Source organism: Phormidium sp. FACHB-592, assembly GCF_014695795.1.
GTDB lineage: Bacteria > Cyanobacteriota > Cyanobacteriia > Leptolyngbyales > Leptolyngbyaceae > Stenomitos.
In genome coordinates, this window is the sequence record NZ_JACJOZ010000030.1 from 205,421 (window position 1) to 217,152 (window position 11,732).

An 11,732-nucleotide genomic window follows, 5' to 3' on the forward strand; every position below is an offset into this window, starting at 1 on the left:
ATTTACTCTTTAGCAAGTGGCTAGAACCTTTGACCAACAGTATGGATGATGTCAAGCCAAACCTAGACGAGCTGATTGCAGTGGTTGTTAAGGCTGTTGCTAGTGCTTATCAGACTCAAGAGCTTGACAACGCTTTAGTGATTCGAGATGAACTGAAGCGCCTTCCTGACCATTTGACGACAGAAGTGCTCAACGGGGTGATTCTTAGCTTGGTAAACACAGATCCTGACCTTTGTCGCTGGTTTATTCTGGATATCTTTTTACACGGCTCTGATCCTGAGGGGCGAGCTGATGTTGCAGAACGCATTAATCTCCTAATGGCTGATCTGAATACCCAGCAGGATGTCTAGAGATTCAAAGAAAAATGTCGCTGGTCTTGCCAGTTTCTTTGCCCACTACTCATTCACCTGGCATTGCTGATAGCTTGAGCGTTGCCTAATTAGGGAAATGGGTCACTCTCTATGCCTAACATCCGTGCTTTTGTATCTTTAATCTATATTCTATATAAAGGTGCAAAAATTGCTTGAATTTTTGGGGTTGGTGTGCTGTCAGCGTCAACTTAGAGTTAAATAGTGAGACACTGCTGCAAATCTTTTTTAGCCAATCGCCATGAGTTTCAACCTGCCAAGCAAAACAGCAATTCCTGTAGGCTTCACAGCTTTTCTGACAGCTAGTATGGCGGTGCCTGCATGGGCAGAAAACCTGGAGCATACGCAAAAGCTGCTGGCAACCAGGCAATGCTCTAGTTGTGAATTACGCAATGCTGGCTTGGTATACGCCGATTTGCGTGGTGCGGATCTGAGGCAGGCAGACTTGACTCAGGCAAATCTGAGTCGGGCAAACTTGCAGGGAGCCGATTTGCGTGGCGCAATTTTGGTCGGTGCCAGTTTGTCTGGTGCCGATTTGACTGAGGCTAAGCTTGATGGCGCAAACTTAAATGCGGTTGACCTGCGCCATGCTTACATGACCAACGCGAGCGTTGCAGGAGCCAATCTGGAGCAAGCAATGTTGCAGGGAGCGATCGGTCTGCCTGCTGAGATTGGTAAGGCAGAGGATTTTTACAAGTGGGCGGTCGCTCATGGCGAACAGAAAAACTATGCGGCAGCCGTTGAGAACTTCAATCAGGCGCTAGCGCGGCAACCAGATTTTGCTCAGGCATACCTGGGGCGTGGCTTGGCACGGCTCCAAACGAGCGATCGTACAGGGGCAATCGCTGACCTTAAACAAGCAGACAAATTGTTCACTGCCAGCGGCGACACCAAAACAGCACAGGGCATTCAACAGTCGATTAAAGAACTAGAAACTCCTCCAGCCAAACCTAAAAAAGGAAATGGCTTTGGCATCAACTTACTCAGCGCGTTTGCCACCCTTTTACAGTTCTTTTTGCCATAGGAAGAAGAGGCAGCGTCTGGGAGCAATGGGAGCAGGGGGAGCAGCGGTAAGCTCAAAGATTACCTATCTTCGGGACACTGCCTATAGCAAAAGGATGAAGGATGAGGGATGAATCGAAGCCCTTGCTCAAAGGAAGTTTCAGGGTTGATGTCTGTCCTCACGTTATGTTTGACTGCTATACCTCGTAGAACACTAAAGTGACACAGGCTCGTCGCTCTGAACTGCTCTTTGCAAAAGGTTGCTCAGAACATTCCACAAATTTCCACGGAACTTAAACTCCTGCTCCCTCTGCTCCTCTTGCTTCCTCTGCTCCTCCTGCTTACCCCCTCTTCCTATACCAACTCCTCCCACTGGCGCAGCAGTTCAGCGATCGCGCTGGCACTGGCGATCGCGCCGCGCGGTTGATGGGGTGCATCACCATCAAAAATTTCGGCGATCGCATCAAAGCAGCCTTCGTGCTGAAAGTGCGTTAACAGTAGCTGTAAATCAAGTGGCAGTGGTTCTCCTTCTGCGGTGCAAAAGCGGCTCCAGGCGCGACTAAAGGGACCAAGGAGCCAGCTCCAGACAGTGCCCTGATGGTAGGCGCGATCGCGCTGATCAGGGGTGCCGTTGCACATACCGTGATAGGCAGGATCAGCTGGGTCTAACGTGCGGAGCCCGTAGGGCGTAAGGAGTCGATCGCGCGCCGTATAGAGCACCTGACGCGACTGCTCGGTGGAAAACGCGCAGTGGTGCAGTGATAAAGCCAGTACAGCATTAGGGCGGATCGTGGCATCCAGGCGATCGTTTGGCTCCAGGCGATCGTAGAAATAGCGTTGCTGGGCATTCCAGAACTTTTGCATTGAGGCTTTTACCTGATCTGCCTGCTGGGCATAGCGTCGTGCCAGATTGAGGAGGCGATCGACATTCTCGACATCGGGGCGATCTGCCAGCAAGGTCGCCCACTGGGTAGCCCAGCAGAGTGCCGAGTACCAGAGTGCATTAATCTCAACTGGCTTACCGTTGCGTAAGGTAACTGCTTCACCCCCGACGATCGTATCCATCCAGGTCAACGGCACACTGGTGTCATCCCAGGTAATCAGCCCGTCGGAGGCATCAATGCGAATGTTATATAAGGTACCAGTCGTAAATGCTTTGTAAATTTGCTTGACGACTTCGTATTGCTCCAGCAAAAACTCCCAATCTTGCGTTGCTTCTAAATAAAGCCCAAGTGTTTCGATCCACCACAGCGCACAATCAATGTTGCGATAGCTGACGTCACCACCATAGACAGGCAGTAGGTTGGGGATTAGCCCCTGACAGCACAAGCGCCCAAGCCGATCAAGCATTTTGCGGGCTAGCGAAAACCGTCCAGTCGTGAGGGTCAAACCGGGTATGGAAAGCAAGGTATCGCGGCTACGATCACCAAACCAGTGATAGCCCGCAACGATCGTCGGCGTTTGCTGAACGGGTTGCCAGGCAAAGAAGCGATCGCTTGCTTGTAGCAGTCGTTCCCACAGCACCATTGTTTCTGGTGCAGTAGAGACAGATGAGACAGAGTGGAAGGGCAGGAATGCTTGCTCCAATCGCTGTTGCTCTGCCTGCATTGTCCAATCGACGATCGCTGGAAGCTGGTCTGGCAAAGTTGTGGAAGGTAAACCTACCCTTGCTTCTAGCGTGACCGTTTCACCCGGTTGTAGCCAGACCGTTAAGTAGCCAGGGCTAAATAAATCCTCCAAATAATCTAAGCCACGACGCGCTTCGACAGGATAATAGTAGCTCCAGTACCAGGTTTCTTCAGGATGGTACTGCCCTTGGCTCCAGGAAAGACTCCAGGGTGTCCCTGTTTTACCAGCCTGTAGCGCTTGCAAAAAAACTTGATTCGCACTGATCAACTGAGAAAACGAAAGCGCAGGTATTTCTTGCTGGTGCTGATGGAAGTCACGATCGCCAATAATCGGTCGCAGCCGCAAAAGCGCCTGTTGGCTGCCCATATAGCGATACTGCACCAGCACACGATTGACAAAAGGCGGCATGGCTTCGGGCGATCGCTCCTCTGTCACCATGCCGTAGGGCATCATGATCTGACGATGCAACTGCCACTGATCGCCTAAACTCCAGACCCAGGTTGGTACAGGATCGACGCTAAATTCACGCAACAGACGGTAGCCCAACGGCTCAACCTTCTCAACCTGATTAGCGAGCCAGAAGTTTGTTCCAAGCGCAAAAATGAGTCCGCCCACTTCCAGGCTGGCTTCCAGGTGAGAAAACAACAGCATTCGTTGGGCAGGCGGCTCGAGTGCCGCGACGAGCCAACCGTGGTAGGTGCGTGTACGGGCATCACAAACCGTGCCACTGGCAAAACTACCCAACCCATTCGTTAGCAGCCATTCGCGCGTATCCAGCTCATCCATTGCAATTTAGTCTTAATCAGCGCTCTTACGTAATTCGGTCTGCAAAAGGCTCGACGAGTTAAAAATATCACACCGTACTGCACTTGATCTTTTTGAAGACGAGATCGAGCAGTTACTTATTTAGAGAGGCGCTCACTAAGAAGTTTTGACACAATGACCGAGCAGTATGGCACCAGGCAAAAGTAAGCAAGGGCGATCGTTGCGGGTGTAGATACTTCTTGTTAACGGCTTGCTGACGGCTATAGATTTCTTTTCTGTAGAAGCCTGCTGACTGCACGATAGATACCCTACTCCTCACAGCCAAACTCATACTACGGGCTGACCTAGCAATAGCAGTAGCAAACCTGCTTTACAAACACGGCTCGATCGTTGCGACGACCGATCGCCCGATCGCATCCAAATCATAGCCACCTTCTAACCCAAAAAGAAGGCGATGAGTGAGCGCTAGACAGTAACGTGTAAACACGCCGAAGTCCTCTGGTTTCAAAGAAATGCCAGCCAGTGGATCGGCATGAGTTGCGTCATACCCTGCGCTAATAATTAGCAAGTCAGGCTGAAAAGCAGTCAAAAACGGCATCACTTGCTGGACAAAAGCAGGTTCATAGTCTGCCATTGTGCTACCAGGCGACATTGGCACGTTCAGTACATTGTTATGCAGCCCGCGCTCCTGCTGGGCACCGGTACCGGGATACTGCGGCGACTCGTGCAGCGAACAGTACGCAATCTGAGGCTGTTTCTCAGTAATCGCCTGTGTACCGTTACCGTGATGCACATCCCAATCGAGAATGGCAACGCGATCAACACCCGGTTGCTTCAGCGCATAATGAGCCGCGATCGCAGCGTTGGAAAAAATGCAAAAGCCCATACCCATCTCGCTTACAGCATGATGACCCGGAGGACGCGCTAACACAAACGCTGGCTGATCGGTTGCCAACACACGATCGACTCCATCCATCCAAGCACTCACTGCCAGCAGCGCTACATCATAGGTCTGTGCCGAAACAGGTGTATCCGCATCAATATAGCCACCGCCCCGCTTTGCCAGTCGTTGCACTCCTTCGATATAGCGCTGAGAATGCACTTGCTGTACGTGCGGCATTACCGGACGGGTTTCAACGGGAGTCGGCGATCGCCAATCAAGCTGATCTGCCCAGGGCGAAGCTTGCAACGCTGTTTTGATAGCTGTCAAACGGGCTGGTTTTTCAGGATGAAAGGAACCTGTTTCGTGCAGCAAAAAAGCGTCAGAGTAAATAATGGGCAGCATAAGGCGTAGAGAGACTGGCAATGCTTTGATTTTAGGCTACTGGCTAGATTGCTGCGGTGTTGTCTGAGTGGCTTGTTTGAGGCTGTCTGGGTCGAGCCGAATGCTCCAGAGGTACTCTGTTGTAGGCACAACTGAGGCTGCAACGTCACTACTGGAGCGATCGAAATCAAGCCCTACACTGAAGACTCTACCAAGATACACCTGCCCCAGTTTACCAATACCTTCGATCTTGTTCGGGTCAGTGATAACACGCTGCGTGAGGCGAATGGTCGTTTGTCCGCCATGCGAGAAGTAGATCGTAGCGAGGTTTTGCTTAAACTGTACCTGCACGTCATACTCACCGCCCGTTTTGTATGACGTTACTTTGGCAGGTATTTTAATGCCATCTAAATTCTTGCCCTGATACTCAACTGCATGGACAGGTGCTGTCAGCAGTAATAAGGCAGTGAGAATGAACCCAAATTTTTTCATCGCTTCCTCTTTCATCGCGGTTCGCATGCCTTCTCTAGCGTAAAACAGCCGATGGCGTTTGTGTGTCGATCGCCTCGCTTCCTACCGACGATCGCTAGATAGCCCATGCATCAGCTGTTCATCACGGCTAATCAGCGTCAGAAGGTATTAATTACCGAGGTTATAAGCCTGAGATCAAAGGAGCAGGATAGGATGGCTGAGTCACTAAATTTTGTTTAAGTAAACAGATGTTTCTGGCATAGAACTATATAGTGTTCTTGCTCATTCATCTACAGTAGTCTTGAATGAAGCATCTCACTATCGGGGCAGTTTTTATGGGTTTACCGTTTGTTCTGGATATTGCGATTGGCTTAATTTTCATTTATTTGATTCTTAGCTTACTCGCGTCAGAGCTTCAAGAGCTACTAACTACTTTATTTCAGTGGCGGGCAAAGCACCTTAAGGAATCGATCGAAGTCTTTCTTGCTGGTGGCAGCGCTACCCCCGAAGAAGAAAAAGTAAGAGAGCTAGTTAACAAACTCTACGACGATCCGCTCCTTAAAAATATTAATCAAGAGTCGAAAAGCATTGTTGCTAGAGGCGCACGTAGAATCACTCGCTGGTTCATTCCTAGTAATAGAAAGGGTGCTTTTGGCACCAATCAATCTACTGGACCGTCCTACATTGCTCCCGAAACATTTTCAACCTCTTTACTAGAAAGATTGGGGCTTTCAATCCTGTCGAAAAAGCTTATAGAAGTCAGGCTAGAAAAGTTCGCTACGAGAATTGTAGGGAGTCTTAATGCAGATACGATCGAAGCACCTGTAAGCAATTTTGAAAAAGGAAGAATTAGAATCATTGCCGAAAAAGCGAACAAAGATTTAGCAAGTGATGCTAACTTTGTAACGCTTGTAGAAGAGTACAATGACATTCTTCACGACTTCAACATTGGAGAAATAACCTTAGTAACGTGCGTCGAGCGGATGGGTGAAAGCCTTGATGCTTACATTACTAACTATCCGTTATCGGCTGCTCAAACCCCTGCACTTACTGTTGCTCCAGAAGCATTGCAAGCAGCTCGCTTCAATACTTATCAGCCAGAACCCGACCCGTCGGCTGCGTATGCATCAGAACCGTATCAGTCAGATTCAACTCAGCCTTACCAACCAGAAATCTACTCATCCGAAACGGGTTCACCCGCAGAGCCTCAGCCGGAGGTAACAATGGCTGCGGATGGTGCAGGCGATGAAGATTTGCTCTACTTTACCAAACGTCTCAGGGCTTTTAAGTTAAGTATTTTTGGTGAAAAGAACGAGAGAGCGATTTTGTCCGGTGGGCTGCGTCCAAGCTTAGCTGAAATCGCTCAATTGGTAGATGAAACTAGCACCACACATCGAGAAGTGTTTGGTGCCTATGAAGCAATGCTTGCACAAGCGGAGCCATTAGAAGCACAGGTTAACCCTGAATTGGAACAACAGCTTTTAGAGGCATACCCAGAAGCGATCGAGAAAGAGATTGTGCAGGCGTACCCTGAAACTGTAGAAGAGCAATTTTTGTTGATAGCACCTGATGTTTTTCAAAGCGTTGAAAAGCAGCTTATCGATCGCAGACGTAGGATTTATCGCGCTAACTTGAATTCGCAAACTAATCTGCTCAAGCAACAACAACGAGCGCTTCATACAGCGTTAGGTCAGTTGGGCGGCGGGCAACGGCAACAGATTTTGAGCGCAGTTCTAAACCAGTTTGGGGGCGAACAACGCACGTCTATTATTAGCCAAAGCATGGAACAACTGAGCAATGAGCAACGGTATGCTGTCATCGATCTTGCTTTTACAAAGCTAGGTTTAACGAACGACGATCGCTCAACCTATGACAATTACCAAACCTATCAGTCGATTCAGCAAGTCTTAGGAAAGCTGCCAAATTCTATTAAGGAAAGCTTTTCCATTCTTGCCAGACGTGCTCAATCTAAGGTGCAGCGGACGGGTCATGATCTCAATCAATTTCGTGAAGAGATTTCAAGCTGGTTCGACAACTCCATGTCTCGGGCTTCGGGCGTTTACAAACGCAATGCAAAAGGCGTAGCCATCTTAATTGGGTTAGTACTGGCAAGCTCCACCAACTCAGATGCCTTTTTTATTGTCAATCGCCTCTCAAATGATGGCGATTTGCGGAAGGTCATCACTGATAGAGCCAGCGGCATTTATCTCAACCAAAACCTTACTGACGGCACGATCGCCCCTAATGCCCCGACAACTCCTGCGGTTGCCAATTCTCTGAAAGTAGTAAAGGATCAAACTGATGCCGCGCTAAAAGATCTTTCTTTACCAATTGGCTGGAAACCAGAACACTTGGCGCGGCAATTTGGCTGTCAGCCAGCAGTCAACATTCATGCCGACGCTTGTCGAGCCTTCGAGCCAGGATCTGTCACTCCTGTCACAATCGCTCAACTTCTGATCGCGAAACCGCTCAATTTACTAAAGCTCGTTTTTGGCTGGGTTGTTAGTGGGCTTGCCATTGCGATGGGTGCGCCCTTCTGGTTTGATTTGCTCGGCAAGGTGATGAATGTGCGAAATTCGGGTGGTAAACCGAAGACAGAGGCAGTGAAGGAAACGGCTAAGTAGGTGAAGAGTGAGGGGAAGCAGAGGGAGCAAGAGGGAAGTAGGGGAAGTAGAGGGAGTAAGAGGGGAGTAGGGGAAGCAGATGTTAGTTGGGGTATTGCGTGTGTTTGCTAGAACATCAATCAAGTTCTGAACTGATTTTCGTTACCGCCCTCTTTTACTGCCCTTAGCCGCTCTCGCCTTCCTAACTCTCTCAATTGCCTTTGCTCCCTGCTATCCTCTCTCTCAGCCGCCCCCGTCGTCTTACTCTCGAACTGCCATTTGCTCTAACGCCGTTTGCAGGTCTTGCGTAAGAGTCATAACGGCTTGTTTGGCGTTGCGGCGGTTGCCTTCATAGTCGTGCCAGCGATCTGACACAGAGAGGGGTTGACCGATCGTTAGAACAGCCTTGAGTCGACCGAGCTTGGGGCGATCGAAAGGATTTTCACCTTTAATCCGGGCGACCATATCCCACATCAGCAAGGTGGTTTCAGCGAAGCGCTCAACACTAGGTTTCTCCAGGACGTACTTGCCTGTGACTGCAACAAAGCTTTCGACCATGCGCATATGCCAGAGACGGTGATTTGCCTCTTCAGCGATCCGATCAGCCAGGCAGTGCTCCAGGGGCGAAATTTGCTCGATCGCCTTCAGGTCTTCGCGGTAGATATAATCCCAGCCTGCTTGCTCTAACCGCCGACAGCGATCAATCACGCTACCTTTGGGCTGGAGGTTGAAATATTGTTCTGCGACCTTAAGTGCGGCATCCATCAGCGCGTTTAGACGCACCGCAAACGCTTCATGGGAAAGAGGTATAGCGGGATCAGTCGGAGCGGCAGCTTGATCGTCTTGATCAAGCGATGGAGTCGCAGACAGCGGTTGCTGATAAAAGCGGCTATAAAACTCTTCCATTAACGACAGTAGATGTTCACCTAGACGATACAGCCGCCCATACAGTAAACGTTCGTTTGGAGCATCTTGAGGATTAACCGCTGTCACCACTAACCCAGTATCCGCTTCTAACTGACTTAAAAGTTGGTCAATTTCCCGCCAGGGTGGTGTGATGTAGCGATACTGAATGCCGATCGGCACAACCAGTACGTCTTCAGTCCGATTCGCTTTACGTAAGTCTTCTACGCACCAGAAAGCAAGCTGGCTGAGTCCGGGTTCTAGTGGGCTAACAATTTCGGTATGACCGTTGGTGGCACCTTCAGGCGCGGCTGCTAGCGGGAGGGAGCCATTGGCAAACAAATCGCGGGCAGACCGCAAGCCAACGCGATCAACCTTGCCCCGGTGAATTGGAGTGCCGCCCAATTGCGAATACAGCCAACCCATAAACGAGCCAGCCCAGAGCGGAATGCCGCGATCGTACATAAAGTGAGCATGAATCGGTCGGCGCAGCGCGACTCGTTGCTGCCGTGCAACCTTTGGCACAATACGTCCGAGGAGGTATGCCATCGAGAACGGATCGTTAACGCTGGGATGCCGAAACGCTAGCAAAAACCGAATTTTTCCCTCATGAAATTGGCGCAATAGATCAACCAAAACCTCGACGTTGGTTGCTTCGACCCGGCGAATGGCTGTCCGCGAGCGCATGATGGCAGGCAACAGCCATTGCAACATTTTCACAACAAAAAGATTGAGCTTTGGTGGAATAAATTCCAGGGGTGGCTGCGCTTGGCGAATGGTGCGGGGCAAGGGGGGTCTCCTTGGGATAGAAGGCAGAGGGCAAAGGGCAGAAGGCAGAGGGCAAAAGGCAGAAGAAAGTTTTGAGTTCTGCTCCTGGCTTCTGACTCCTCTCCCCTCACTCATCTCTAAAAAATAAACATCAGCTTTAGTTTCCACGTTTCCTGATGGCGGATCAGGTCAATTTGGCGGATAAATTCGCGGAAGTAGAAGCGGCGTTCCGCTTCGGAGAGATCGAGCCAGAACTGCGGGATGGAGACAGTTTGGGCGATCGCCTTTAAGTTGGCTGGGGGTAATTGTGCTAGCTTTCCCTGAAGGGCAGCAATTTCAGTCTGTAATTTGTAGCGCCGTAGATCAGCCGTTTCCTGATCCAGTACGCCACTCGTGACCAACGGCGGTAGTTGCACCAGGATGGCTTGCTTGGCAGCGATCGCTCCATCAAGGCGTTGCTTTATTGTGCCCATATCGGGGAGAGCTACACCTGCCACAGCGCGAGGCAGGTCTTCACAGATGCGCTCGATCGCCTGCTGGAGTATTTTTTCGTAGGCGATTGCTCCGCACTTGGGTCGTTGGGTGCATACCGTTGGGCGCAGGTAGAGATATTCGCGATCGCGCCGGGGTGCTGAAACGCGGGTGACGGTCATTGGCGAGCGACACTCGCTGCATACCACTAAGCCTGCAAGCGATCGTGGCGCACTAGCGGTACGAGGTGGCAGTCGTCGATTGCGTCGCAGCAGGCGATCGATTTGGGCGGCTTCTTCTCGTGAGAGGATGGCAGCATGGGTATCGCTGACAAGCTCACCATTTTGATACGCTAGATCGCCTCGATACACAGGATTGGTCAGCCAGCGATGACCGGTGGAGACAGCAATTTTTTTACCATAGCGCTTTGCCAGATAGCGAACCGCGCCGCTGAGTGAACCGTAAAGTAAAAACTGCTCAAAAAAGTCTTTGACCACTGGGGCTGTGCTGCGATCGACTATATAACGATGTTTGCTACGCCGATAGCCATAGGGTGCTTTTCCAGGTGGTGGCAGCGCCATAACGCGATTTTGTGCGTGTCCCTGCCGGATGCGTCGGCTCCGTTGTTCGCGCTGTACCTGCTGCAACAGCTTTAACAAATCTGCCTGCAAGCCCGCGCTCTGTAGGATCGGCTGCGCGGCTAGTGTCGGTGGTATTGCCTCAGTCGCTTGCTCTGTAACGATGAGCCGGATATGCAACGCTTCAAGTTCCGCTAGTCGATCGCCCACTGCCTGTACCGAATCACCTAATTCTTCAACCCGACGCAGCAGCAAATAGTCTGCTGGATCTACCCGACAATCCTCTAAAAGCTGTTGCCATTGCTGACGGGGAACGATCGTGGGTTCTTTTCCTTGTTTGGGCGCGGCTGCGATCGCCAGATCTTGATAGACGCGATCGATCTCCCAACCCCACAGATCGCGATCGGGCGTTGGTTCTAGCAAGGGGTCGCTGTAGAGGTAAGCAATGATTCGCATGTGACGACTAACGTTCGAGCGAGCCTGTGCGATCAAAGGGATAATAGCGCCAGATGGCTTGCCCAATGATTAGCTCACGCGGCACAAACCCCCAATAGTAGCTATCGTAAGAGTTATTGCGATTGTCCCCTAGCACAAAATATTGCTTTGGCGGTACAACCTGTGGACCCCATTTGTAGTCCGGCGGTTCTGATATGTAAGGTTCTTGCAACGGTTTGCTATTAACGTAGACTTTGTTTTGCTTCACCTCTAAACGTTCGCCCGGTAAGCCAATAATACGCTTGGTAAAAGCATCTTTGAAATTCTGCTCTTCTAGGCGTTTGGTTGGTTGGAAAATGATTGGTAGTAATGCATAGTAATGGTAAGCTAGCGAACCAGAATCTCTAACCATTGCAGCCAAATCGATGAACTGTCCCAAGTGCCAATCGACTCAAATCATCAAATACGGACAGAC

The 11,732-nt window shown here is 50.4% G+C and carries 9 protein-coding genes; 3 read left to right on the forward strand and 6 right to left on the reverse strand.

The annotated features are described in order from the left end of the window. Positions 1 to 41 precede the first annotated feature (41 nt). Complete coding sequence (locus tag H6F86_RS07080) at positions 42 to 350, forward strand: hypothetical protein (protein WP_190447485.1); 309 nt, start codon at positions 42 to 44, stop codon at positions 348 to 350. 259 nt (positions 351 to 609) lie between these two features. Further along, positions 610 to 1,392 carry a pentapeptide repeat-containing protein gene (locus H6F86_RS07085; protein ID WP_190447488.1) on the forward strand — a complete coding sequence of 261 codons (783 nt, stop codon included), beginning with the start codon at positions 610 to 612 and terminating at the stop codon, positions 1,390 to 1,392. Positions 1,393 to 1,724: 332 nt separating this feature from the next. Here the strand turns inward: H6F86_RS07085 and H6F86_RS07090 are convergent, their stop codons facing one another. From H6F86_RS07090 to H6F86_RS07100, 3 genes are all read right to left on the reverse strand, one after another. Beyond that, positions 1,725 to 3,785: an amylo-alpha-1,6-glucosidase gene (locus tag H6F86_RS07090; protein ID WP_190447491.1), complete on the reverse strand. Its 2,061-nt coding sequence runs from the start codon at positions 3,783 to 3,785 to the stop codon at positions 1,725 to 1,727. 349 nt (positions 3,786 to 4,134) lie between these two features. Next, positions 4,135 to 5,049, reverse strand: coding sequence for a histone deacetylase (locus H6F86_RS07095; RefSeq protein WP_190447493.1), 915 nt, complete (start codon positions 5,047 to 5,049; stop codon positions 4,135 to 4,137). A gap of 36 nt (positions 5,050 to 5,085) precedes the next feature. Further along, positions 5,086 to 5,535 (reverse strand): hypothetical protein, encoded by a 450-nt coding sequence (locus H6F86_RS07100; RefSeq protein WP_190447495.1) that lies wholly within the window; start codon positions 5,533 to 5,535, stop codon positions 5,086 to 5,088. A 269-nt stretch (positions 5,536 to 5,804) separates the two neighbouring features. On the opposite strand from H6F86_RS07100, the gene H6F86_RS07105 reads away from it, so the two are divergent. After that, on the forward strand, positions 5,805 to 8,123 hold the full coding sequence (locus tag H6F86_RS07105; protein ID WP_190447537.1) for a hypothetical protein: 2,319 nt from the start codon (positions 5,805 to 5,807) through the stop codon (positions 8,121 to 8,123). Between the two features lie 240 nt (positions 8,124 to 8,363). Here the strand turns inward: H6F86_RS07105 and H6F86_RS07110 are convergent, their stop codons facing one another. From H6F86_RS07110 to lepB, 3 genes are all read right to left on the reverse strand, one after another. After that, a complete protein-coding gene (locus H6F86_RS07110; RefSeq protein WP_190447496.1) occupies positions 8,364 to 9,794 on the reverse strand; it encodes a 1-acyl-sn-glycerol-3-phosphate acyltransferase in 1,431 nt (476 codons plus the stop codon). A gap of 116 nt (positions 9,795 to 9,910) precedes the next feature. Beyond that, the gene (locus H6F86_RS07115; protein WP_190447499.1) at positions 9,911 to 11,278 is read right to left on the reverse strand and encodes a recombinase family protein; all 1,368 of its coding nucleotides are present in this window, start codon (positions 11,276 to 11,278) and stop codon (positions 9,911 to 9,913) included. Positions 11,279 to 11,285: 7 nt separating this feature from the next. Continuing rightward, positions 11,286 to 11,669 carry a signal peptidase I gene (gene lepB / locus H6F86_RS07120; protein WP_190447500.1) on the reverse strand — a complete coding sequence of 128 codons (384 nt, stop codon included), beginning with the start codon at positions 11,667 to 11,669 and terminating at the stop codon, positions 11,286 to 11,288. Positions 11,670 to 11,732: the final 63 nt, after the last annotated feature.